This is a genomic window from Limnohabitans sp. Rim47 (genome assembly GCF_001517545.1).
Lineage (GTDB): Bacteria > Pseudomonadota > Gammaproteobacteria > Burkholderiales > Burkholderiaceae_C > Limnohabitans_A.
On record NZ_FBYA01000004.1, the window covers coordinates 174091 to 198491 of the forward strand.

At 57.7% G+C, this 24401-nt stretch carries 24 protein-coding genes; 2 read left to right on the forward strand and 22 right to left on the reverse strand.

Translation table 11 applies throughout. The features are described 5' to 3' along the window. On the forward strand, nucleotides 1–978 hold the full coding sequence (locus BN3544_RS11160) for an alpha-E domain-containing protein (protein WP_026036866.1): 978 nt from the start codon (nucleotides 1–3) through the stop codon (nucleotides 976–978). Between the two features lies 1 nt (nucleotide 979). On the opposite strand, the gene xth is transcribed toward BN3544_RS11160, so the two are convergent. The 19 genes from xth to BN3544_RS11255 form a co-directional block, all read right to left on the reverse strand. Beyond that, a complete protein-coding gene (gene xth, locus BN3544_RS11165; RefSeq protein WP_019431220.1) occupies nucleotides 980–1759 on the reverse strand; it encodes an exodeoxyribonuclease III in 780 nt (259 codons plus the stop codon). Nucleotides 1760–1782: 23 nt separating this feature from the next. Next, entirely contained in the window at nucleotides 1783–2355 is a 573-nt protein-coding gene (locus BN3544_RS11170; RefSeq protein ID WP_019431219.1) for a DUF4337 domain-containing protein, read from the reverse strand. Between the two features lie 10 nt (nucleotides 2356–2365). Beyond that, the gene (locus BN3544_RS11175) at nucleotides 2366–2854 is read right to left on the reverse strand and encodes a dihydrofolate reductase (protein ID WP_019431218.1); all 489 of its coding nucleotides are present in this window, start codon (nucleotides 2852–2854) and stop codon (nucleotides 2366–2368) included. Between the two features lie 43 nt (nucleotides 2855–2897). Continuing rightward, on the reverse strand, nucleotides 2898–3743 hold the full coding sequence (locus BN3544_RS11180; RefSeq protein ID WP_019431217.1) for a thymidylate synthase: 846 nt from the start codon (nucleotides 3741–3743) through the stop codon (nucleotides 2898–2900). A 94-nt stretch (nucleotides 3744–3837) separates the two neighbouring features. After that, nucleotides 3838–5781 (reverse strand): HAMP domain-containing methyl-accepting chemotaxis protein, encoded by a 1944-nt coding sequence (locus BN3544_RS11185; RefSeq protein ID WP_155820585.1) that lies wholly within the window; start codon nucleotides 5779–5781, stop codon nucleotides 3838–3840. Between the two features lie 175 nt (nucleotides 5782–5956). Continuing rightward, a complete protein-coding gene (locus tag BN3544_RS11190; RefSeq protein ID WP_019431215.1) occupies nucleotides 5957–6406 on the reverse strand; it encodes a flagellar FliJ family protein in 450 nt (149 codons plus the stop codon). Nucleotides 6407–6425: 19 nt separating this feature from the next. Further along, on the reverse strand, nucleotides 6426–7748 hold the full coding sequence (locus BN3544_RS11195) for a FliI/YscN family ATPase (RefSeq protein WP_155820584.1): 1323 nt from the start codon (nucleotides 7746–7748) through the stop codon (nucleotides 6426–6428). After that, the gene (locus BN3544_RS11200; protein ID WP_019431213.1) at nucleotides 7745–8683 is read right to left on the reverse strand and encodes a FliH/SctL family protein; all 939 of its coding nucleotides are present in this window, start codon (nucleotides 8681–8683) and stop codon (nucleotides 7745–7747) included. The genes BN3544_RS11195 and BN3544_RS11200 overlap by 4 nt, the downstream gene beginning before the upstream one ends. Continuing rightward, a complete protein-coding gene (gene fliG, locus BN3544_RS11205) occupies nucleotides 8670–9773 on the reverse strand; it encodes a flagellar motor switch protein FliG (RefSeq protein WP_019431212.1) in 1104 nt (367 codons plus the stop codon). Before fliG ends, BN3544_RS11200 begins: the two co-directional genes overlap by 14 nt. 25 nt (nucleotides 9774–9798) lie before the next feature. Beyond that, on the reverse strand, nucleotides 9799–11649 hold the full coding sequence (gene fliF, locus BN3544_RS11210) for a flagellar basal-body MS-ring/collar protein FliF (protein ID WP_155820583.1): 1851 nt from the start codon (nucleotides 11647–11649) through the stop codon (nucleotides 9799–9801). 26 nt (nucleotides 11650–11675) lie between these two features. Then, nucleotides 11676–12044 carry a flagellar hook-basal body complex protein FliE gene (gene fliE / locus BN3544_RS11215; RefSeq protein ID WP_019431210.1) on the reverse strand — a complete coding sequence of 123 codons (369 nt, stop codon included), beginning with the start codon at nucleotides 12042–12044 and terminating at the stop codon, nucleotides 11676–11678. A gap of 11 nt (nucleotides 12045–12055) precedes the next feature. After that, nucleotides 12056–13594 (reverse strand): sigma-54 interaction domain-containing protein, encoded by a 1539-nt coding sequence (locus BN3544_RS11220; RefSeq protein ID WP_019431209.1) that lies wholly within the window; start codon nucleotides 13592–13594, stop codon nucleotides 12056–12058. Nucleotides 13595–13989: 395 nt separating this feature from the next. Continuing rightward, a complete protein-coding gene (locus BN3544_RS11225; protein ID WP_059355995.1) occupies nucleotides 13990–14187 on the reverse strand; it encodes a hypothetical protein in 198 nt (65 codons plus the stop codon). A 188-nt stretch (nucleotides 14188–14375) separates the two neighbouring features. Then, nucleotides 14376–15587 (reverse strand): flagellin N-terminal helical domain-containing protein, encoded by a 1212-nt coding sequence (locus BN3544_RS11230; RefSeq protein ID WP_019431207.1) that lies wholly within the window; start codon nucleotides 15585–15587, stop codon nucleotides 14376–14378. A gap of 61 nt (nucleotides 15588–15648) precedes the next feature. Further along, nucleotides 15649–16125, reverse strand: a complete 477-nt coding sequence (locus tag BN3544_RS11235; RefSeq protein WP_155820582.1) for a hypothetical protein — start codon at nucleotides 16123–16125, stop codon at nucleotides 15649–15651. 364 nt (nucleotides 16126–16489) lie between these two features. Further along, on the reverse strand, nucleotides 16490–16948 hold the full coding sequence (locus BN3544_RS11240) for a tetratricopeptide repeat protein (RefSeq protein ID WP_019431204.1): 459 nt from the start codon (nucleotides 16946–16948) through the stop codon (nucleotides 16490–16492). Nucleotides 16949–17032: 84 nt separating this feature from the next. Beyond that, complete coding sequence (locus BN3544_RS11245; protein ID WP_019431203.1) at nucleotides 17033–17863, reverse strand: flagellin N-terminal helical domain-containing protein; 831 nt, start codon at nucleotides 17861–17863, stop codon at nucleotides 17033–17035. A 119-nt stretch (nucleotides 17864–17982) separates the two neighbouring features. After that, on the reverse strand, nucleotides 17983–18819 hold the full coding sequence (locus BN3544_RS11250) for a flagellin N-terminal helical domain-containing protein (RefSeq protein ID WP_019431202.1): 837 nt from the start codon (nucleotides 18817–18819) through the stop codon (nucleotides 17983–17985). 159 nt (nucleotides 18820–18978) lie between these two features. Beyond that, nucleotides 18979–19344 carry a flagellar protein FlaG gene (locus BN3544_RS11255; protein WP_019431200.1) on the reverse strand — a complete coding sequence of 122 codons (366 nt, stop codon included), beginning with the start codon at nucleotides 19342–19344 and terminating at the stop codon, nucleotides 18979–18981. A gap of 436 nt (nucleotides 19345–19780) precedes the next feature. On the opposite strand from BN3544_RS11255, the gene BN3544_RS11260 reads away from it, so the two are divergent. Then, entirely contained in the window at nucleotides 19781–20233 is a 453-nt protein-coding gene (locus BN3544_RS11260) for a hypothetical protein (protein WP_155820581.1), read from the forward strand. Between the two features lie 38 nt (nucleotides 20234–20271). On the opposite strand, the gene BN3544_RS11265 is transcribed toward BN3544_RS11260, so the two are convergent. From BN3544_RS11265 to BN3544_RS11275, 3 genes are read right to left on the reverse strand one after another with little or no spacing between them, the layout of a single operon-like run. Further along, nucleotides 20272–20685 (reverse strand): chemotaxis protein CheW, encoded by a 414-nt coding sequence (locus BN3544_RS11265; protein WP_019431198.1) that lies wholly within the window; start codon nucleotides 20683–20685, stop codon nucleotides 20272–20274. Nucleotides 20686–20695: 10 nt separating this feature from the next. Continuing rightward, the gene (locus BN3544_RS11270; protein ID WP_019431197.1) at nucleotides 20696–23941 is read right to left on the reverse strand and encodes a chemotaxis protein CheA; all 3246 of its coding nucleotides are present in this window, start codon (nucleotides 23939–23941) and stop codon (nucleotides 20696–20698) included. A gap of 49 nt (nucleotides 23942–23990) precedes the next feature. Continuing rightward, nucleotides 23991–24398, reverse strand: a complete 408-nt coding sequence (locus tag BN3544_RS11275) for a response regulator (protein WP_019431196.1) — start codon at nucleotides 24396–24398, stop codon at nucleotides 23991–23993. Nucleotides 24399–24401: the final 3 nt, after the last annotated feature.

Sequence of the window (24401 nt, forward strand, 5' to 3'; positions counted from 1 at the left end):
ATGCTTTCAAGAACCGCCGACCACTTGTTCTGGATGTCTCGCTACATGGAGCGGGCCGAAAACACGGCTCGCATGCTGAATGTGAGCTACGAGACATCGCTCTTGCCCCAGTCTGCCGCCGCGGTGGAGGCCGGTTGGGAAGGCATCTTGTCCATCAGTGAGCTCTTGCCCTCGTACCTGACGCGCTACAAAACCATCACGCCACGCGACGTCATGGCCTTCATGGTGAAAGACGCAGACAACCCATCGTCCATCCTCTCTTGCCTGCGTGCAGCCCGCGAAAACGCCCGCGCCGTGCGCGGCACGCTCACCACCGAGGTGTGGGAAACGCAAAACCAGACCTGGCTTGAAGTGAACCGCATGCTCAAAAGCGGTGAGTTCGAGCGCGATCCGGGCCAGTTTTTTGAGTGGGTCAAGTTCCGCTCGCACCTGTCACGCGGCGTGACGGTGGGCACCATGCTGATGGACGAGTCGCTGTACTTCATGCGCATGGGCACGTTTTTGGAGCGGGCCGACAACACGGCGCGGCTGGTGGATGTGAAGTTCCACGCCATGAACAACGATTTTTTTGGAGCCCCCAACTACAGCGGCATCGAGGCCGAAGTGACGCAGGAATACGATTTCTACCACTGGAGTGCGATCTTGCGCAGCGTCAGCGGTTTTGAGGTGTACCGCAAGGTTTACCGCGATGTGATCCGTCCCGAACGCGTGGCCGAATTGCTGATCTTGCGTCCGGATATGCCCCGCTCATTGCACGCCAGTTTGAACGAGGTGCTGTCCAATTTGAAGCTGGTCTCGCACGATCCCGACAGCGACACCTTGCGCCATGCAGGCCGCTTGCGCTCTGAGCTGGCTTTTGGCCGCATCGACGAAATCCTGGCCACCGGATTGCACGCTTATCTGACGCAATTTTTGGAGCGCGTGAACGGCTTGGGTGGGCGCATCAGCCGGGAATTTTTGATGCCTCAGGCGGCTTGATTCAGCCCAGCGTCAGCACCACCGGCGTGTGGTCGCTGGGCCGCTCGTTCTTGCGCGGGGCGCGGTCGATCACGCAGGCGTTGGCGCGGGCTTTGAGCGATTCTGAAATCAAAATGTGGTCGATGCGCAATCCCCGGTTGCGGCGGAAGGCAAACTCGCGGTAGTCCCACCAGCTGAAGCTTTTTTCAGGCTGCTCAAACAGGCGAAAGCTGTCGTAAAGGCCCAGGTCGATCAAGGCTTGCAGTTTTTCGCGCTCGGCGTCGGTGCAGTGGATGGTGCCTGCCAGCGCCACCGGGTCCCACATGTCGAGCTCGTCAAAAGTGATGTTGTAGTCGCCCAGCAGCACCAAGTTCGGGTGCTGTTGCATCTGGCTGGCCACCCAATCGCGCAGTGCATCGAGCCAACGCATCTTGTAGACAAATTTGTCGCTGTCGGGGGCTTGGCCGTTCGGAAAATAGCCGCAGATCACCCGCACTTCACCCCCTGCGCCATCGGGGTAGGTGGCGGCGATGACGCGTGACAAGTCGTCTTCAAAGCCCGGGATGTTTTTGACCACATCGGTGCCAGCGGCTTTTGAAATCAGCGCCACACCGTTGTAGGTTTTTTGGCCAAACCATTGGGCTTGGTAGCCTGCTTCGGCCAAAGCGGCCACGGGAAACTTGTCGTCAGTGAGCTTTAGTTCTTGCAGGGCCAGCACATCGGTGGGGTTGGCAGCCAGCCAGTCCAGCACCTGCGGCAGTCGCACAGACAACGAGTTCACATTCCAGGTGGCAATTTTCATGAGGTCTTAAAAAGGGGTTGCGCTCAAATGTGGAAGGCAGCCAAGCCGCCCACCACCAAACCGATGCCGCCTGCTGCGTACATCACATATTCGAGCCATTTCTTTTTGGACAGCAGGGCAATCGCCGCCATGGCAATGGCCACTTGCAGCACGGTGGTGGCTTGCGCCCAGCGGTGGTGCTGGTGCATTTGCTCGTCGGACTGTTCGTCCCAGTGTTTGGACTCGGCTTCTAGTTTTTCAGCGGCGGCTTTGATCTCTGATTTTTCGCTCTTATAGCGTTTGACTTCGTCCAGATAGAAGTCTTTTTTGAGCGGTGTCAGCTCCATGGCCAGCTCACTCAGGTTTTGCTTGCTGCTTTTGGCTTGGTAATAGTTCCATTGGTTGGAGGCTTCGGTCTTTTTGATGGCCGCGTTGTTTTTGTACAAGCCGGCATTGGCCTGTGTGGCCCCGCCCATATAACCAAACAAAGCACCCACCGTGGCGATGATGGCGGTGAACATGGCAATGCTGTTGGTGTGTGCGCCGCCATGGCCTTGAGTAGCGTGTTCCAACTCGTGGTCATGCGGGCCATGAACGTGAAAACCGTGTCCGGACATGTGTGTTTCCTTAAAGAGTGTGTTGGTAGGTTGCAAAGCTGAATGGCAGGCCATTGCCTGCCACATGGGATGTGCGCTCGACTTCTTGCCAGCCAGCGCCCAACTCAGGCGCGAAGGCATCGCCTTCAAAATCTTGCTCGATTTCCGTGACAACGGCACTCGCGGCCAACGGTGCTGCTTGGGCATAAATTTCGGCCCCGCCGATCACCCAGGCCTCTGCGGCGTCGGGGCATTGGCGCATGGCGTCTTCCACAGAGCCAGCCCGCACCGCACCTTCGGCCTGCCAGTCTGGCTGGCGCGTCACAACGATGTTGAGGCGACCGGGCAGGGGGCGAAAGCGTGGGGGCAACGAATCCCATGTTTTGCGACCCATGATCACGGGCTGGCCCAGCGTTGTGCGTTTGAAATGCGCCAGGTCTTCGGGCAGGTGCCAGGGCAGTTGGTTGTTGACGCCGATCACGCCATTGCGGGCGCGGGCATAAATCAAATGCAGTTTCATCAGGGGCAGGCGATCAGGCCAAAAAGGGTTCAAACCAGCGGGCTCAGACGGCGACCGGCGCTTTGATGGCGGGGTGGCTTTCGTAGCCCACGACCTCAAAGTCTTCAAACGCGTAATCCAAAATTGAATCGGGTTTGCGTTTGATGTTCAAGGTGGGGTAAGCCATGGGTGTGCGGCTCAGTTGCAGTTCCACCTGTTCGTGGTGGTTGCTGTAAATGTGGCAGTCACCACCGGTCCAGATGAAGTCGCCCACATCCATGTCGCACTGCTGCGCCACCATGTGGGTGAGCAGAGCGTAGCTGGCAATGTTGAAGGGCACGCCCAAAAAGATGTCGGCACTGCGCTGGTACAACTGGCAACTCAGGCGTGGCTTGTCGCCGGGGTTTTGCGGCGGTGCGACATAAAACTGGAAGAACGCATGGCAAGGCATCAGCGCCATTTGGTCAAGCTCGGCCACGTTCCAGGCGCTGACAATGATGCGGCGTGAATCCGGGTTGGTTTTCAGCGTGTCCATGACCTGTTGAATCTGGTCAATGTGCCCGCCGCCTGGTGTGGGCCAGCTGCGCCATTGCACCCCGTACACCGGACCGAGCGAGCCATCGTCGCGCGCCCATTCGTCCCAGATGGAGCAGCCGCGATCTTGCAGCCATTTCACGTTGCTGTCGCCACGCAAAAACCACAACAATTCAACAATGATGGCCCGTAAAAAGACTTTTTTGGTGGTGATGAGCGGAAAGCCTTCGTTCAGGTCAAAGCGCATCTGGTGGCCAAACACGCTGCGCGTGCCGGTCCCGGTGCGGTCACCTTTTTGCACGCCCGTCGTGTAGACGTGGCGCATGAAGTCTTCGTATTGGCCGCGGATGGGGCGGGGGCGGGCAGGGGTGTTCATGGGGCGTAAGTTTAAGGCAGTCGTGGCACCGTAACACCCGATTTCAACCCGAATTCAGCCCTGGCCCACCGTTTTTGGCCCAAGCCTGGGCGGCTCAGATTTCGAATTTGCTGACTTCGTGGCGAGTGGAGTCTGCAATTTTGGACAGCTCCATCACGGTGGCGGTGATCTCTTCTGATGCAGCCGCGTTGCTGCGCGCAATGGCGTCCAGGCTGGAGATGTTCGCGTTGATTTGCTCCACCGCCGTGCTTTGCTCTTCCAGGGCTGACGAAATGCGTTGGAGCATGTTGTCGGTTTCGCGCGAGCCTTGTTCGATCTGGTGCATGCCGTTGTTCACGTGTTTAACGGTTTCAACGGCACGCTGGGTTTCGGCGACCGCTTGCTGCACCAGTCGGGCAATTTCTTGCGAGCTTTCGGCGCTGTTGGCCGCCAGTTTGCCCACTTCTTCGGCGACCACAGAAAAGCCTTTGCCATGTTCGCCCGCACGGGCGGCCTCGATGGCCGCATTGAGTGACAGCAGGTTGGTTTTGTTGGCGATTTTTTCGATCACTTCGGTGATCTTGTTGATCTTTTCCGAGTTGGATGCAATGGAGCTGACCACTTCGACCATCTGTTCCATTTGTTTCATGCCGTCGCGCATGATGCTCATGGATTCTTGTGACTTCTGGCTGGCGACCGTGGTGTTGCGCGACACGTCGCTCACGGCATCGGTCGTTTGACGAACCGCGGACGCCAGTTGTGAGATGGCATGGGTCTGGTTTTGCGCACCGTCCGAGATCTGGCCGATGGCTTGACTGGTTTGGTTGGCGGCGGCAGCCACCTGCTGGCTGTTGTTGTTGATGGCCCGCATGGCGAGCGACAAAGACTCCAAAGACAGGTTGATGTTTTCTTTGAGCAAGGCCAACTCACCGTTGCCCTGGGCTTGCACGCGCTGCCTGAGGTTGCCTTGCGCCACTTGCTGGAGGACGCTGGCCACATCGCCCAGCATGTTCTCGAGGGTGTGCATGGCGTTGGTGGCCTGTGTCATGGCGGCTTTGTATTCGCCTTGGGCATCGGCTTGTACGCGTTGTGAGAAGTGGCCGTTTTCCAGGGCCGCCATCACTTGGATCAAGCTGCGGGTGGTGCTCTGAATGGCGTTGGCCGAGTTGTTCACCGCAATTTTCATGTCGGCCAAGTCGCCCTTCAAGTCGGCTTGAATCCGGGGGCCAAAGTTGCCTGCTGCCAAGGCATTGACGACTTGGTTCACTTCGGTGACAGCTGACTGCTGGGCCGCGATCATGCGGTTGATGGCTTTGGCGGTTTGACCAACTTCGTCTTTCTGGTCCACTTCAATGCGCAAAGAGAAGTTGCCGGTCTTTTCAATGTCACCGACCACTTTTTGGACTTGCGCCAGCGGGGTGGTGATGGATCGGATGATGGACATGGCCAGCAGCAAGCCGCCTACCAGGCCCGCCGCGACGATGCCCACGGTCAGGTTGCGGTCGAACTCGTAAGTGGCTTGGGCCGAATTGAACTCATTGTTGGCCTCGGTCAATTGGGCCTCGATGAATTGAGACAGCAGTTCGATCACCACGTCGATGGCTGGGTACAGCTGTTTTTCTGAGAATTCGGCCAATTCTTCGCGGTCTTTGTTTTCCAGCAAGCTTTGCAGGGCGTTGAGTTGAACCTCAAGTTTTTCAAACCCGGCTTCGATGGCGGTGACCAGCTTCTTTTCTTCACCCACAAAGTCGTCTGTGGGGTGAGCGGCCCATTTGTCTTTCACGGTTTGGCGTGCGTTGGCCAAACGTGTTTGCGCGTCTGCCCAAGACATCTGTTTTGAACGGACCTTGATGGTGGTATCAATGACGTTTTGGGTGTATTGGTCCGAAATGATCTTCAGGTCACGCAAATGCACCAGATGGTCGGTGTTGACAAACTTGAAACTGGCGATGGCCTGGGTCATGCCATTGAGGCCAATGAGGCCCACCACCAAAGAAACCAGGCTGAAGCAGATCACCAGCACCAAAAGTCGGACAGAAACGCTGAAATTCTTGAACATGGCTGCCATTTGATAATTGAATATAAATTATTCTAACGAGATGTTGTTGATATTGTTGGTATTTTTAAATTTGGCAAGTTGGAAATTGCAGTGATTCCTGCCTAAAAACTGGGCTTTGGGCGATGGCCCATGCGTGTGGCCTGGAGGGTCTGATCGTGGGACCGGACCGCAGCCTTTAATGCTGAAGACCCAGATTGAACTGGCGCACACCCAGTTCGTCCATTTGCCGTTGTTCATGACGTTGAACGTCTTTGGCCACCGCTTTGGCATCTTGGTCGGCCAGTGATTGCATCTTGTGCAGCTCGATTTCGGCTTGCACGCGTTTTTTGCGCGTTTGCGTCAAGGTGGCCTGCGCTTTGCCCAAGTCGACCACCACGCGCTGCTGCAACGTGAGCAGTTGCGCCATGAACTGCCGGTGGTTCATGCTCGCTTGCATGCCCATCACGGTGGCGTTGCTCTGGGTTTCTTGCAGACGGTATTCGTCGTACAGATTGCACAGTCGCTGGTGACTGGCTTGCAGCTGCTCGACGCGGGCCATGGCCTGGGCGATTTCGGTTTGCACCTCGTTCACCGTGTCCTGGGCTTTGCGAACCAGTACGGGCCAGCAGTTTCGGGCTTGTCGCATCAATGGCTTTCTGGGGGGCTTAGCTGCTCATCAATACCTGAACGTCGCGGCGCGTGGTGGCAGCGTCCTGGCCTGTGTGCATGTCTTGTTGTAAAAAATGTTCCATCGCCGAACGCAAGCGGATGGCTTGGTCCAGATCGGGGTTGCTGCCTGCTTCGTAGGCACCCACCTGGATCAAGTCCTGGTTTTGCTGGTACAGCGCCCACAGCCGCCTGAATCGGTTGGCCAGTTTTTGGTCTTCTGGCGACAGCAGGTTTTGCATCACCCGTGAGATCGAGCCGTTCAGGTCAATCGCGGGGTAGTGCGCAGCATCGGCCAGCTTGCGCGACAGCATGACCTGACCATCGAGTGAGGCGCGTGCGATGTCCACGATCGGATCGTTGGCATCATCGCCTTCGGCCAACACGGTGTAGATGGCGGTGATCGAACCCACGCCATGGCGGCCCACGCCCGCGCGCTCAATCAGGTTAGGCAGCAAGGCAAACACCGACGGCGGGTAGCCCTTGGCGGTGGGTGGTTCGCCCACGGCAAGGCCGATTTCGCGTTGTGCATGGGCCACGCGGGTCAGGCTGTCCACCAGCATCAAGACGTTTTTGCCCTGATCGCGAAAGTACTCAGCGATCACATGCGTCATGTGCGTCGCTTTCAGGCGCAGCACGGGCGATTCGTTGGCGGGGGCGGCAATCAGCACCGACTTGGCCAGACCCACAGGCCCCAGGGATTCTTCGATAAAGGCCTGCACCTCGCGGCCACGCTCGCCAATCAGGCCAATGACCACGACATCGGCTTCGGTAAAACGCGTCATCATGCCCAGCAGCACACTTTTGCCCACGCCAGAGCCGGCCACCAGGCCCAGGCGCTGCCCGCGTCCGATGGTCAGCATGCCGTTGATGGCTTTCACGCCCACGTCCAGAATGTCCCGGATCGGGCCGCGCTCCATCGGGTTGATGGGGCGGCCCTGCAAGCTCAAGATGTCGGTGCATTCCGGTGCCGGTTTGCCGTCCAGGGGTTGGCCCCGGCCGTCCAGCACGCGCCCCAACAGCGCCGGCCCCAATGCCACCTGCGAGGTGTGGCTGATGACGCTGACCTTGGCACCCGGCCCAATGCCTTGAGGCTCTGTGAAGGGCAAAAGGTACAGCGTTTCGTCGTTGAATCCCACCACTTCGGCCTCGACACGGTGGCCAAACTGGCCCACCACTTCGCAACAAGCGCCCAGTGGGGCCATCAAGCCGCGTGTCTCTAGGCGCATGCCCACCAAGCGCACCAGGGTGCCGCTGCGTTGCGGGTCGGGCGTGCGAAGTTCACCGACCAGTTGGCTGACTTCGGCGTCAAAATTCATCATGGGATGTTGTCATCTTCGGGCGATGCTGGCTGAGAAGCGGGTTTCATTTCGGTGTCTTCCACGTCGATCACCTGGCGACTCCAATCGCGGCTGGGCGTGTCGGCGGGCATGGCTTCGGCCTGGTCTTTGACCAGCGAGGACTGTTGCATCCAGGCTTCGGGCTGGGCCAACAGACGCCGGGCCAGCGGTTCGAGCCGGTGTTCAATCAGGTCTTGCACCACGGTGTCGTTGGCGCGAACGCGCACACTGCCTGGGCGCAACTGGGCATCGGCCTCCAGTTGCAGGTGTTGCGTGGCCGACTCACCCATGGCTTTGAGGCGCTGCAAGTCTTCGGGGTTGACGCTCACGTTGACCGACTCAGGCGGGTGGTCCAGCTGCTGAATGCAGGCCTGAATGAGGTTGCTCACGGCCTGACCAGACAGCTGCAATTCGGCCCGCACCAATTGCTCGGCCACATGCAGGGCCAGGCGCTTGAGGGGCTCAAAAAAACGCTGCGGGTCTTGTCCGATGCTGCGCAACTCAATGCCCAGGTGACGAATGAGTTCGCGCTCTTTGGCGCGTTCGGCCTCGTGCTCGGTGCGCATTTGCGCCTGACCTTCGAGAAATCCTTTTTCAAAGGCTTCGTCGCGCAACTGAGCGAGTTCGGTCTCGCTCCAGGGTGAGGGGGCCAAGCCGTCTTCGGCAGGCAACAGGTCGTCGCCATGGGCTGCGGCCTCGGCATCGTCTGGCGTGGCCAGATCGGCATCGGGTGGGGCGCTCAGCAAGCCGTCGGTTGGCTCTGCCTTTGGCGCCATTCGCCAAGGGCCAAAGGATTGGGCCGAGGCCTCGTCCCATTGGGTGCGCAAAAAGTGGGGTGTCTGCACCTTGCTGTTGAGCAAGGGGTTGGTGCTCCAGTCGCTGGCGGTAGGCGCTTGCGGCGTGTCAAACGAAGCCATCGCCGCCTCCCGCCAACACCAGCTCGCCCGCATCGGACAGCTTGCGTGCCAGGCGCATGACGTTCTTTTGCGCTTCTTCCACTTCGGTGATGCGCAAGGGGCCTTTGGATTCCATGTCGTCGACAAACATGACGCGTGCGCGTGCCGACATGTTGTCCAGGAATTTGTCTTTGACGTAGTCGGGTGCACCCTTCAGGGCCACCATGAGCAGGTCGGGCTCTGCGGTGCGCATGATCGCCTGGATGCCGCGGTTGTCCACGCTCACCAAGTTTTCGAAGGTGAACATATTGTCCTGAATGCGCTGCATCAAATCGCCGTCGATCTGCGACAAACCGGACATGATGGACGATTCGAGTTCGACCTTGACCGAGTTCATGATCTGGGCCGCGGCCTTGATGCCGCCGAAGCTGGACGATTTGGACGAGGAGTTCGTGGCGAACTGCTTCATCATGATTTGCTCCAGCTCTTCCATCGCAGACGGTTGCACCGTCTCCAGGCTGGCAATGCGCTGGATGATCTCGGGACGAGATTCGCCGGGCAAGAAGTTCAACACGTCAGCGGCCACGGTGTACTCCAGCACCGACAAGATGATGGCCACCACCTGGGGGTGTTCACCCCGAATCATTTCGGCAATTGAGCGGGCATCCATCCATTTCAGAATCTCCAGGCCCTTGCTGCCCTGGCCCGGCATGATGCGGCTGAGCACCGAGGCCGCTTTGTCGTCGCCCAAAGCGCGCTTGAGCACTTTTTCGACATAGTCGCCTGTGCCTAGGCCCAGGCTGGTCTGCTTTTTTAGCATGGTGACGAACTCGTCCAGCACGATGTTCACGGCTTCTTGCGACAAGTCGGACACCGACACCATGGCCGCGCCCAAGGATTGAACCTCTTTGGGGCTCATGAAGCGGATGATTTCAGAAGCCTGCTGTTCGCCCAGCAGCAGCATTAACACAGCAGCACGTTGGGTGCCCGTCAGCTCGGCCAGTTCCTTGACCAATTCTTCGGTCATCGGGACCGCCAAATTGGCCGCAGTGGCGGCTGGTGCGTCCTTGCCGTCTTTGACGTCTTTGTCATCGGGTTTTTTGGTGGCCATGGTCGTTGTTCCTTGTTGTTCTTTTTCAGTTGACCTTGATCATGCCCTTGAGCACGTTGGCCACGCGGCCCGAGTCTTCGGCCACCAGCATGCGGATGAGGGCCACTTTGTCGTCGTAAGTGTTGGCGGTGTCCAGCATGTCCATCGAGATGCTCGACTTCTTGGGCTTGAGCTTGGCCTTGATCTCTTGCAGGCTGTCGCCTTCGCCAATCTGGATCATGCGCATGTCGTCTTCGCTCAATTCGCCATCGCTCAGAGCGGCCTTGGCCTGTTGCTCTTCGGCGGCATGGTTGGCGTACATGTTGCGCATGATGGGGCGGATCACGATCAACATGAATACGATGAAGCTGATGGCGAGCAAGCCACTCTTGATGCCTGTTTGCACGGCATCTTCGAGGTACCACGGAATGGTTTCCAAAGCGGCCGTCGGTTCGAACTTGGCAGGCACCACCGACACGTTGTCGCCGCGTTGCGGGTCAAAACCCACCACGCCACGAACCACTTGCAGCATTTGTTCGAGTTCTTGCGGTGTAAAGGCCACCGAGGTCGGGGCATTGGGCACCACGGGTGCGTCTTTGGCCGGCGGTGGCGCAGGGCGTTCATTGACCACCACGGCCACGCTCACCTTCATGATGCCGCCCGTTGCATTGCGCACATGGCGCACGGTGCGGTCGAGCTCAAAGTTGCGTGTGGACCGGCTGCTGAGTTTGTTGCCCGATTCAGCTTGGCCTTTGTCGCCATTGACCTGGGTGTTGTTGGTGGTGGTGGGATCGGCGGGTGGCGTGTTGGCCAAAGAACCCGGGACACCCTCAGCGGCGCGGCTGGCGGCGCGGTCTTCGGCCAGCACTTCGGAACGGGTGCGGGGGCCTTTGTCGCGGTTGTCAAAGTCTTCGGTGGTGCTTTCGATCTGGGTGAAGTCCAGCGACAGGTTCACCTGCGAGCGCACATTGGCCTCGCCCACCATGGGCGACAGGATTTCCATGATGCGGGTGCGATACACCTCTTCAAGGTGTTGTTTGTGTTGCTCTTGTGCAGAGGTCAGGCCCAGCTTTTGTTCGGTGGCCGATTCGGTCATCAGCTTGCCCACGTTGTCGACCACGGTCACATGGTCAGGTGCCAGGTAGGGCACGCTGGACGACACCAGGTGCACGATGGCCTGCACTTGCGAGGCCGATACGGCGCGGCCCGGATAAGGCGCCAGCACCACCGAGGCTTTGGGCGGCGTGCGGTCACGCACAAACACGCTTTGCTTGGGTGTGGCCAAGTGCACGCGGGCACTTTGCACACTGCCAATTTGCATGATGCTTCGGGCCAGCTCTTGCTCCATGGCCGCATTGACCTTGACCTGTTCCATGAACTGGCTGGTGGTCATGGACGATTGCTCTTTCAGACCGTCCAGGCCTGTGGCCCCGGCTTTGGGCAAGCCTTGCGAGGCCAGGAAAATACGGGCTTCGTGAAAGCGCGGGCTGGGCACCGTGAGTTGCCCGGTGGTGGGGTCGATCTTGGGGCTGAAATCAGCGTTCTTCAGCGATTCGTAGGCTTTTTGCTGGTCAGCCTCTTGCAGGCCAGGCATCACGGGGCGGTAGGGCGTGACGTTCATCCAAGCGTAGATCAGACCAAAAATCACCAGCACCACCAACATGACGATGAGGGGCAAGACCCGGCGCACAGACGGCTGGTTGATGACTTTGGAAAACGAATCTGAAAACCCCTTGGTGTGCCAAGGGCTCAGGCTGTTGCTGGCAGCGCCGTCTTTTTCTGGCGCACCAGGGACGGTGGCGACCGCGGTGTTGCCTGCGATGGTGGCCGGAGTGTTAGCAGCCGCTAGGGGCGCTGCCGTCATGCCGGGGTTCATTGTTGCGATTGCTGCAGCCATGTTTTTTCTTCTTCAGTTCAGGGGGGTCAGACAGGCATGTTCAAAATGTCTTCGTAGGCTTTGAGCACTTTGTTGCGGACCTGCAAGGTCGCCTCAAAAGCCAATGAAGATTTCTGCATGCCCAAGACCACATCGGTCAAGGCCATGTCTTCGCCTCGGTCAAAGGCTTCGCGCATGTCCGATGCCTGGACTTGCAGTTGGTTGACTTGGCCGAGCGCACCCGTGACCAATTCAGAAAAACCTGTTTTTTGAGCATCGCCCGTAGCGCTCGCACCGCCGGTCAAATCACCGATGCCGGACATGGCCCCGGACTTGCCCGAAGCTTCGGCCTGGTGGCTGCGCAGCGTTTGCAGCATCGACTGGATGCTGGCTGGAGAAATGGCTTTGTCGATCATGCGTGTCTCCTTCAGTAAGCGGCGCTGGCCATGCCCAGCCCGTGCTCACGCAACTGGGCCAGTTTGTAGCGCAGGGTGCGTGGGCTGATGCCCAGGCGTTTGGCAGCTTCTGTTTTGCTGGGGGTGTTGGCCAACGTGGCCATGATCACTTGGTGCTCATTGATGCGAGCGGCGCTGTTCAGGTTGGTGGGCAGCGGGCTTGCTTCGACAGACGCGGCATTGGCCTCAATCCCCAAACTGTTTACGGCCGCTGTCATGAATTGTTCAACAGCGGTGGGTGACGCTGTATGGGCCGCTGCGGGTGCCGGTGCCGCCACTGACGCCACTGACGCCACTGACGCCACTGACGCCACTGACGCCAATGTGGCAGTGGGTGTGATGGTCGGTGTCAGTGTGGGCGCGGCGCTGGTCAACCAGTCGTCAAACATCAGGTGGGCCGGTGTGACTTGGTGGTCGGAGCACAGCACCATGGCGCGGCGCATCACGTTTTCCAGCTCGCGCACATTGCCGGGCCAAGGGTATTGCAGCAACAAGCTTTGGGCCTGCGGGTTTAGCTGCCAGGGCTTTTTGTCGTGTTGCAGCAAGCACTGCAAAGCCAGGGGCACGATGTCGCCCGGGCGCTCGGCCAGTGGCAGCAAACGCATGCGGAAGGTGGCAATGCGGTAATACAAGTCTTCGCGAAACTCACGCTCGGCAATGGCTTTTTTCAGGTCTTTGTTGGTGGCGGCCACGATGCGCACATTCAGCTGAATGAGGTTTTGCCCCCCCAGGCGAGTGAGTTGGCGCTCTTGCAGCACGCGCAGCAATTTGCTTTGCAGGTGCATGGGCATTTCGCCAATTTCATCCAGAAACAAGGTGCCACCTTGGGCTTGTTCAAACAAACCCTTTTGTTCACGGTGGGCCCCTGTGAAGGCGCCTTTTTCGTGACCAAACAACATATCTTCGATCAGGTTTTCTGGCATGGCCGCGCAGTTCAGTGCGACAAACGGGCCTTGGGCACGGCCAGAGGCTTCGTGCAGCACGCGGGCCAAAACTTCTTTGCCCGAGCCGGTGGGGCCGACCAGCAGTGCGGTCACATCGGCTTGGGCCACTTTTTGGGCCAATGCCAACAGGTGCTGGCTGGCGGGGTCCACAAACACCACATTGCGCACGGGCTGTGGCGTCTTTTGGCTGATAGCAGGGTTGAGTTGGCTTTGCAGCCGTTGCCATGAGGCCGTGCGCACGTCTTGCGCGGCCAGCACCGTCAGGGCACCGGCTTGGGTGGCTTCTACGGCCAGGTCCAGTTCTTGACGGTCCACGCGGCAAACCACCGGTGTGCTCAAGCCGGCGTCCTGCAAGAGTTGTTGAACGGCTTTGAGTCGGGTCACGTCGAGCGTGAGGTGCAAGACCACCATGGCCGCATCGGCGGCGTGGGCCAACAAATTGTCCAGTGTGGTCACTGGCATCACGGCCCAGCCACTGACCTGTAAGGCTTGGCTGTGCTCGGGGCTCAAGGCTCTTTCGGGGTCCAGCCAAATGGCCAGAGGGGTGGATGCGATGGGTGACTTCACGGCGTTGGCCTCATGTTCTGATGAGACTAGCTAAGCAACCCTTGTGCCAGAATATTTTGTCGTTTTAAAAGTTAAAAAAACTTCAAAATGAACACTTAATTATTTTCAAAGCTATTGGGGAAATTGACACCAGCTTGACGAAAGATTGACAGCGCTTTGGAGCGGCTAAGTGCGCTGCGAAGTTCTTTGCATCAACGCGGTGTTGCCGGGGTTTTGGCGTGGAACACTCGGCAAAACTGCCCGTCTATCCGCAGCACTTCCAAGGATGGCAGCAGACGAGACTGAAACCCCATGCCCCGGCAGGCATAGGGCGCTGAGGGCATGTGGGTGATCGCGAAATGTTGGCATTGCCAACAGTTCGGGCCGCGTTGCTGAGGATTTGCGGACGTGCTCATTCAGTCGCGCAGCAATTCCAACGCAGCCTGCCGATTGAGGTTGGCCTGCGCTTGAATGGCCATTTGGGGCATTGAGCCCAAGTGTTGCAAGGCAAGCTGGCTGTGCGCTTGGGCGCACATGGCCATCAAAAACTGACGGGTGGTTTCAGCGGTGTGTGGGGCAAGCGGATGCATTGGTTTTTCGTTGACGGCGTTCAAGTTCTAGGCTTCAAGCCAGGCCAACGACTGTGCAGGGGCAATACACCCTGTCAGAAAATCGTCGACCATTCGGCTTGCGGGCGATCACCTCCGATTGAGCAAAAGCTGTGCCAAAAACAGGAAAAATTGCACGAAAAAAAACCTGCAAACCGTGACGGTTTGCAGGTCTGCGCAGAGCGCCCCAACGCTCAGCCTTGCAGCAGCTTCAGCACCGATTGGGGTTGCTGGTTGGCCTGGGCCAGCATGGCAGTGGCCGCTTGCGAGATGATCTGCGTGCGTGCCAACTCGCTGCTGGCCTTGGCGTAATCGGCATCCATGATGCGGCTGCGCGACTCGGAGGTGTTCAGCGACACGTTGGCCAAGTTGTCGACCGCGTAATTCAGGCGGTTGATGACCGCACCCAAGCCAGCGCGCTCGGTGTTGACGCGGTTGATGGCCACGTCCAATTGGTTCAGAGATGTGTTGGCGTCTGTGTTGTTCAGAATCGTCAGAGCCCGCAGATTGGTCAAGGCACCGTTGTCTTTGGTCAGGGTGATGCTGGAGTTCGTTGAGAAGCCCGTACCGGCTGTTGCGGCCGTGAATGTCAAAACATTGCCTGTTCGTGTCACCCCAGCAGTGCCCATGGGGGTGTCCGCTGCGGTCAGCAACTTTGCCGCAATGCTGGCAAGGTTGACTGCGTTGTCAGCGCTTGCCAAATCAGCAGCCAATACGGTGTACGTTTTGGTCTCACCGCCAGCGGTAAACGAAATCACGTCATCTGCCATGTAAATCCCGCTGAGGGTCAGCGTCGAAACTTGGGCTTGTGCCGCGACCGCTGGAGGGCCTACCGCTGCAACCACGTTAGGTGTTGTGGTGGCGAATGCTGCCAGCCCTGGATCAGCACGGTAGCCCATGTCTGAAATCGTGTGCGTGATGATTTGGCCGTTGTTGGCACCGACCTGAAACTCAAATTTTCCAACCGTGCCATCGTCGTTGGTGGTTGAGCCGTTCAGAAAAGCCATACCGTTCCACTCGGTGGTGTCGGTGATGCGGTTGATTTCTGTTTTGAGTTGTTGAAACTCAAGGTCCAAATAGCCACGGTCAACAGCTGTGTAGGTGTCGTTGGAAGATTGCACGGCCAACTCACGCATGCGCTGCAGCATGTTGGTCATCTCGATCATCGCGCCCTCAGTGGTCTGCAACATCGACACCGCATCGTTGCCGTTGCGCACGGCTTGGTCCAAACCGGTGATTTGAGCAGTCATGCGAGACGAAATTGCCAGGCCGGCTGCGTCGTCTTTGGCCGAGTTGATGCGCTTTCCGGTCGAAAGCTGTTGCATGGCATCGGCCAGATCACGGTTGTTTTTGACCATCGCGTTTTGCGAGACCAATGACTTGATGTTGGTGTTGATAACAGACATGGCGGTGACTCTCTAGGTGAGTTTCAAATGAGGGGTTGAGCAGTGCCGACTCGGTGAGTCTTCAGTGCAGTTGGGTTGAAGCCGCAACGGGCATCTGCTCGGAGACCAGTTCTTGCAGCGACAAAAACTCGTCACGCAAAATGTCGTCTTCGGGGTAGGCCGCAATGGCTTTTTTGGCCATCAGCAGCGCTTTGCCGGGTTCGCACTGGCAGCGCAGCACGCGAATCAGGTGGCGCCAGGTAAAGGGCGTGGTGTGTTGACCTTGTTGGGTCATCAACTGGGTCAGCAGCTGTTCGGCTGTGGTCCAGTCACGTTTGATTTCGGCCAGCAGGGCGCTGATGGCCAAAATGTCTTCGCTCTCGGGATAGAGGCTCAAGCCCGCTGCAGACAAAGCGTCGGCCAGCTCGATGTGGTTGCTGCCGACCAAATCGGCCATGGTCTGGCGAATTTCTGCCGCTGTGAACCGGGACACTTCGCGCATGGTCAAAAACTGGCCAGACGCCGACTGCGACAACATGGCTTTCAATAATGTGGACATCACGGGCTCCAATGAAGGTGTCAAAAAAGTTTCGGCGACAAGGGGTCAAAACCGAAGATGAACCATTTAAGCAAACCCTGTGCCAGCTTTTCTTTAGCCCTTCACGCGCTTTTTTCGCTAAATATTTGAAAAAAACCTGCGGAATCTGGTTTTTTTAAAGGCGAGGGTGTCGAAATCCCGTGTCACTGCGGGATTCAGCAAGCTTTGAGCCTTGACCTGTGGCAATGCTTTGCCGCTATGGGTTGGTGTGGGTTCCTGCATCCTGTCAAATTGCAGGCGTAAAAAAGCGGCCAAACCCAGAAAGGTTTGGCCGCCGAAAGATGTTTTCTGCAGGCGTTTAGAGCCTGAGATGATCAGGCGCGCTTCAAGCCACCTTGAGCGCGGGCACGATGCCCACGCGTTGCAACGCGCTGAACTCTTCTTGCAGTTCGGGGTGTTTGGGGTGGGTGGCCAGGCCTTGGGCTGCGGCTGTCATGGCTCGGGCATCGTCGCCCATGCATCGCAGCACGCGAACCCACTGGCTCCAGGTCACGGCCTGAGCGGCGTGGCCTTGCAGGGTAATCAACTTTTCCAGTGCCGTGCTGGCCGCCGGCCAGTCTTGTCGCACTTGCGTGACCAAAGCGCGAATGACCAAAATGTCTTCACTTTGCGGAAACCGCTGCATGGCCTCATGCGAGAGCGTATCGGCCTCGGTCAAGCGGTTTTGGCCCACCAGGTCGGCAATGGATTGCCGGATTTTGGTCGGGCTCAGCTCTTGGGTCGCGCTGGCGAGCAGGGCGGAATAAGAGGTTTTGGCCAAAAAGGCGGGGGCGGCGTGCAGCATGGGGCTCCTTGAAGGAAAGTATGTCGGCAAAAAATGGCCTCCATAACTTCCAACTGCAAAGAACATGCCAAAGCCTGGTGAGGTTCAACTGAGCAACGTCAGCACGTAATAGGGCTGTTGATTGGCTTGGGTCAGCATGGCTGAGCCGGCTTGATCCAAGATCATGCTGCGGGCCAGATCTGCTGTGGCCTGCGCATAGTCGGTGTCCATGATGCGGCTGTAGGATTCACCCAAATTTTGCGACACTTGCATGGCGTTATCCCCGGCATGCACAAGCCGGTTCATGGCTGCACCCCAAGTGGCTCGGGCGGTGCTGATTTGGTTGATGGCACCTTCGATAGAAGTCAGCGCGGTGTCGGCGTTGGCACCCGTGTTCACCGCACGGGCGGTGGTCAGGGGTTGGGCCGCCAAGTCGAAGTCCGCATAAGTCACGGCAACGCCATCGCTAGCAGTTGCGCCTACATGGTAGGTTGCGATACCGCTGTTGTTGCCCAAACTGCCATCTAGCAAGTTAATACCGTTCCAAGTTGTGTTGGCTACGGAATTTCTGATTTGGGCTTCGAGTTGTTGAAATTCGCTATCAAGCGCCACGCGATCGGTGCTGCTGTTGGTATCGTTGATCGACTGCACCGCCAACTCTTTCATTCTGTACAACATGTCTTGAATACCGCCGGCGGCGCCATCGGCTGTTTGCATCATGGAAATTCCGTCATTGGTGTTTCGCACGGCCATGTTCAGGCTTTGGACTTGTGTGGCCAGTTTTGCGCTGATGGCGGTTCCTGCTGCATCGTCAGCCGCTGAATTGAGTCGTTTCCCGGTTGAGAGCTGTGCCATGGCATCGCTCATGACCCGGTTATTCAGCCCCAATGCTTTTTGGGCGACCAGCGCGCTGATGTTGGTATTCACGATAGACATGGACAGGCTCCCGTCATGACACGTAGAAGGGCAGCTTTGTGAGCTTTGAAACCGAAAGCCATGCGCCTCCAGTAAAAAGAGCCTGGTTCGGATTGAACCAGGCTCTGGTCAAAGATCAATCAACGCAGGAGCGAGAGGACCGACTGAGGGGCTTGGTTCGCCTGAGCCAACATCGCAGTAGCCGCTTGCGAGATGATCTGCGTGCGAGCCAGCTCGGTGGTGGTTTGTGCGTAGTCGGTGTCCACAACTTGGCTGCGTGAAGCCGTTGTGTTTTGTGAAACGTTGGCCAAATTATCTGCTGCATAGGTGAGGGTGTTAATGCCCGCACCAAGGGTTGCACGTTGGCTGTTCATGGCATCCAAGGCGGTATCGATAGCAGTGATCGCCAGGTTGGCGTTTGTTGAGTCTGTAATGTCTGTCCCATCAAGATCACTCAGATCACCAGCTGTACTCATGTCGCCAATAGCGACAGTAATGGTCTGGTCAGCATTGGCACCGACTTGGAAAACATAGGAGCCATCTGCACCTGTACCGCCCGTTGCATCAAGTACGTTTTCACCGTTCCACTGGGTAGCTCCACCGATTCGGTCGATCTCGGTCAACAATGACTGGTATTCAGTGTCGAGGTAGCCTTTCTGGTCGGCACTAACGGTGTCGTTGGATGATTGGACTGCAATTTCACGCATGCGTTGCATCATGTTGGTTTGTTCAACCATGGCGCCTTCAGCGGTTTGCAACAATGAAACACCATCGTTGGCATTGCGTATCGCTTGATTAAGACCCCGAATTTGTGCGGTCATTGTGGATGCGATTGCCAAACCAGCAGCGTCGTCTTTGGCGCTGTTGATTCGTTTGCCAGTTGACAGCTGCTCCATGGCTTTGCTCATGGCGCGGTTGTTAACGATCAATGCGTTTTGAGCCACGATGGACTTGGTGTTGGTATTGATAACAGTCATGGTCTTACTCCTTGAAGAGGTATTTCAAATGGTTGGCAGGAACCCGAAGGGAGTAGGACCTGCCTGGTTTCACAGAAAATCGGATTTGAATCTCTGTTACTTGATGAATCGGTTGCTGGTCAACAAGCTTTAGTGTTTGCTTGAATTTTTTTGCAGGCCTCAAGACTTGCCGTCTTGCAGCAGGCCCTTCATGTTGTCCAGGTTGTGGGCCACACGCAGGGCTGCTTCGTTAGGGATCTGGCGTACCACTTCACCTTCGCGGTTTTTCACAGTCACCACCACCTTGTTGGCCACGTCGTCCACGCTGAAGCTCAGGTCGCGGCTGTTGCGGCGCATTTGCTGGTTCAGATGTTCTGTGGCTTCTTCGAGTGTGCGGCGCGTTTCTTGAGGGTCAGGTTTGGCCTCGGCCACGGGTTTTGCGGTTTCTGCCACTTGGGGGCGAATGGCTTCTACGGCCTTGGCTGCATGGCTGTTGGGCACGGCCAGCGCCGCTGGCATGCGGCTGGGAGAAATGTCGTTGCTCATGGTGTTGTCCTTGGTTCAAGGCACCCCCGCTGGCAGTACTGACTGTTGGCCAACCGGTCTCTTGGTTGCCCAACGTGGGGGTATCGTCTCCATGATTCGGAGGCGAGGGCGGTAACTTGAGCGGTTTTATCAAAAAAGCGGCCATTTATTGCCGGTCCCTTTTCAAAGCCGGCGATTTCCGTGACAGTCAAAAATGCAAAATATGATTTTTTAGCCTAAAAAAATTCACAATATCATCAAGAACACTTATACTGGAACGCAGTTTTTTAGCTGATCCTGATGCGCTTGGCTGCATTGGGATCTGTTTTCCTCAGGCGCCAGACATCGCAAGCGTTGGCATTTTTTACAGGTTCTCATGTTTTCGATCTTCAAGGGATCCGAGTCACCGGAAGTTCTTAAAAAGCGTGCAAAGCAAGCTTATGAGAAGGTGATCGAGTTGTCTGCCGATACTTTCGAGGCCAACCGCATGCGCCGGGGCATGGCCTTGTTGTGCTGCGCCCATTTGGACAAAACATTCATTTCCGGTGCCGAGCGCATGGCCGATTGGCAGCAAATGGCCGCTTTCGCAGTGGCCAAGAGCGAGGAGCCGCCGCCTCTGCCCAAAGCAGATTGCTTCCAAAAAATCCGCTCCGGTAAAACCGACATGTGGGCTTATTTGCCCAGCGAGTATGCGGACAGCGCCTTTATGCTGGGGGCCAAGTACCAGCGCACAGAACTCACTTGCGAGCAAGCCATCACCGCGATGCAACAGTTGTCTGACAATATTTGCATGTCAGAGATCGGCTTGGGTTTCGAGATCGTGGTGTTGAAGTTCTTGCGCCAAGAACTCACGAACAGCGAAAAAGCGTCTGACGTTGAAGAAGACCTGAGCGGTATGTCACACGAGTGATGGCGTGGTTGGCCTTTGGCCAACCTCAATGCCATGACTCAACCCAAAATATCCGCAGGCAGTTGTGCCTTGACGCAATAGGCTTTAAGGCCCAATTTGTTGTCAATCCAGATGGCATCAAACAAGCTGTGGGCCGTCGTCATGGCCCCTGGCAGTTTGTGCAACTGGTCACGCAGCGGATTTCTCAAGCCCAAAACCTCGTCGATCGCCATCAAAACGGGCGGGGCGTCCGAGTCGTCAGGGCTGTACACCACGCCGTAATCCCTTGCTACTGATGTGCTGCACCGGTGCAAAATTTTCCCCAAGTCAAAAGCCGCAATCACTTCGTCACGCCAGATGGCATGGCCATCCGACTGACTTTCTGTGTGTTCGAGCCCAATGACCTCATGCACCTGCAGAGCAGGTAGCAAGAGGTCGATGTCCTCAACCCGGATGTGAAGGTACTGTGCCATTGGCGTGGGGTCAGTTTGCGGGCAAGTGGTGCGGGGTTTGCAGGTTTTCTGCCAAACGGTAAAGCGCTGCTGCATCCAGAATCAGCACCACCCGACCGTCACCCAAAATGCTGGCACCGCCCACGCCGGGCAGGGCGGCCAAGCGCGGATGGATGTCTTTGGTGAACAACTCTTGTCTGCCCACAAACTCTTGCACCGACACGCCCAGTGTGCGTTGCCCATCGCTGAGCACGACCACATAGCGGTGTGACTGCGTTTCGGCGGCCGGGTAGCCCAGCACTTCTTCGAGTCGCACGATGGGCAAGAAGTTGCCTCGCAGCAAGATGGCCGTGCGGCCCTTGACGGTTTGGTATTCGTCGGGGCTGACCTCGACCAACTCGGCCACATAGCGGCCGGGGATGGCCATGGTCTGGTTGGCGGTGTTGACCAGCAGAACTTCTTGCACCGCTGCAGACAGCGGCATTTGCATGGTGAACGTAGTGCCGCGACCGACTTCAGAGTCGAGGTGGATGGTGCCGCCCAGACGCATGACGCTGGTGCGCACCACGTCCATGCCAACGCCTCGGCCCGAGGTCTCGGTGACCACATCGGCGGTGCTGAATGCGGGCCTGAAAATGTAGCTCAGGATGTCTTCCTTGCTCATTTGCAGGCTTTCTTCTTCCTTGACCAGTCCGCGTTCAATGGCCTTGCGGCGCACGCGTTCCGGATCAATGCCTTTGCCGTCGTCGATCACGCGAATCATGATGCGGCTGCCTTGCTGTTCGGCCTGGATGCGGATGACCGCTTCGTCTGGCTTGCCGGCCTGGCGGCGATCTTCGGGCTTTTCCACACCGTGGTCGGCGCTGTTGCGCACCATGTGCAGCAGAGGGTCGGCCAAAGACTCGACCATGGCTTTGTCGATCTTGACTTCTTGTCCGATCAGTTCCAGGCGAATTTGTTTGCCTTGTGCCAGCGCCAAGTCTCGGACCATGCGAGGGAAGCGTTTGAAGACCAGTTCAACCGGCACCACACGCAAACCCATCACGCTGTCTTGCAAGCGGGACAGTGCACCCTGAATCAGCGCATCGGTTTCTTGCAGGCGACGAAGCTGGTCGTCCAGGCTCTCGGCCACTTGCTGCAGATCGATCAAATGGTTTTGCGGGTCTTTGAGTTGGCCTTCTTGGCCGTGACGCAAACGGTGCAAGCCCTCACGCACGCGCTGGTCGCCAATGATGTGTGCCAACTGGCCACGCACCAGCACCATCTCACCGATTTGGTTCATGAACTGGTCGAGCATCTCGCCTGGGACACGAATCACATTAGAGGACGCGTTGGCCGCAGCGGGTGTGGCCGCCCTTGGGGCGGGTGCCGCTGCCGCGGTGGCTGTTGCAACAGGCGCAGCAGGTTTCACGCTGGCCACTTCGCTCGATGGCGCTGATTCGACGGGCGCTGCCGCAGAGGCGACTGGCTTTGCGGCCGTGCTTGATGCTGGGGTTTTTGGCGCAGGTGAAGGCGCAGTTGCAGTTGCAGTTGCAGCAGTGGCCCCAGTAGTGGGTGCCGCCACAGGGGCGGGGGCTGCAGCGGCTTTTGCCGCTGTCGGTTTGTGGTTGTCTTTGCCCAGTTCACCCAGCAAGATCACATGGCCCGAGCCTTGGTCGATCGTGCGCAAGTCTTGCTCGATGGCGGCGCGGGGCGCTTTCGAGATAAAGAGCATCTCGTACCAGCTCAGATCGGCCTCGATCAGTGTGCGGTTTGTGATCACGCGGCCTTTGTCGTGCACCCATTCCAGAAAGGCGGTGGCGATGCCTTCGGACGATTCCAGGTGGGCTTTGATCAGATAGGCAAGAGAGCCATCTTGGATCAGTTCCATCAGTTCACGCGTGTTGTCAGGCGAGAGCAGCTCGGACAATTCAACCGGGATGTTCATCGCAGCGACGAACTGACGCACGGTGTCAACCGGTGTATCGCCTGCGTCGTCGTGGGACCACAGGTAATCGCGAATGCGTTGGTGCAATTGCTCGTCGGCGGCTTTGAGTGGCGCTTGCTTCAGGGGGTGCCGGCCGCTGGTGTTGAGCAGGTCACGAATGAACAGCAAAGCATCACGGCACAGGGTGATCACCTCGCTGTAAATGCCCATTTGGTTGCGGCCCGCGCGTGCAAAAGCATCGACTAAAAGCAGCGGTACATCGGTGCGTGACTGCGGATAAAGCGACGACAGGTAACCATGAATGCGTGAGAACCGTTGCGACAACAGGTTGGCGATTTCATCGTCTTGCGCATCCACTGGCTTTTCCAGTGTTTGCAGCAACTCTTCGACCTGGCCCAAATGCATGAGCAGGTTTTCTTTGAGGGTCCGGGCCAACACTTTTGCCAAAGACTCGCCACCCAGGTCGACCCCGGTGGTTTCGCCTAGGGTTTTCAAGTCATCTAGAAAGGCAACGATCACGTCGACCATGCGCTCGCCATCGGCTTGCGAAATTTCTTCGGAGACCGGCAATGCCGCCAGAATTTCCTCGATGCGCGTGTCCAGACCCGCATAGCCCAAGCTGTTGGAGCCTTTGAGCATCCAGCTCAAAGGCTTTCGGATGTCGTTGGCCACCGCCAAAATTTGGGGCGCGTCTTGCTTGGTGGCAATCGAGTTGGCCAGCCGCTCCAGGATCGGCAAGCCGTTGCTGATCAGGCGCAAAAAAACCACTTGACGGTTGTCCGTCGTGCCGTCAGCGGCTTTGGTTGCTTCGGTGCGGACAGGCGCGGGGCCACTGGTGTCGGCAGGTTGGCTTGCGGTCGTTTGTTCGGGGGCTTGGGAGGCTTGCGCGCTCGCTTGCGCAACGGGCGCCGGGCTGGGTTCTGTGCTTGCCGGTGCAACCGTCAGCGCTTGACCCTGACTGACCATTTTGAAGGCGCGTTCGAGCTCTTGCAGCAAGGCTTGCGGTTTTTCGCCATCGGCGCGCTCGGCCACGGCCTTTTCGCACAAGACTTTGATGGCATCGAGCGAACGCAGCAGCAGATCCACTGTATTTTTGTCGAGCGCAGCGGTGCCTTCGCGCACCATGCCCAGCAGGTCTTCGCAGCGATGAGCGACCGATTCGAGGGCCCCCAACTCCATGACCCGGCTGAGACCTTTCAGGGAGTGAAATGCTCTGAAAAGACCCGACACTTCTTCTGCATTGAGCGACTCAGCGTCGGCCTTGACGAGCAAGGACTCGATGCTTTCGATGTGTTCTTCGGTCTCTACTGCGTACTGCGCCCAGATGGTTTCTAGAAAATCGTCAGACACGGTCCCACACTCCTTTCGAGCTTAATGTCGAATAACTGGCAAGGTCGGTTTACGACAGGCCGAGCACGCGACGTGAGGCGGTAACGATCTCGTGGCCTTTTTTGGCATTGAGGTCCAGGCTCATGGCACCAGAGGGTTTTGCAATCACTTCGGCCGCGCCAAACTTGCGCGCTTCGATGGCTTGCGGCGAACCCGCTTGGGCCACAGAGGACACGATGATCACGGGCACTTTGCTCATCAGGCGCAGGCGCTTGATGCATTCGATGCCATCCATGTGGGGCATCTCGATATCGAGCAACACCAGGTCGGGCGCGATTTCTTTGACTTGCTGAAGTGCTTCAAGGCCGTTGGTGGCTTCACCAGCGACTTCAAGGTCAGGGTCAGACGTGACGATGCCACGCAGCAGGGCGCGCATCACAAAGGAGTCGTCAACGATGAGTATGCGTTTCTTGGTCATGGG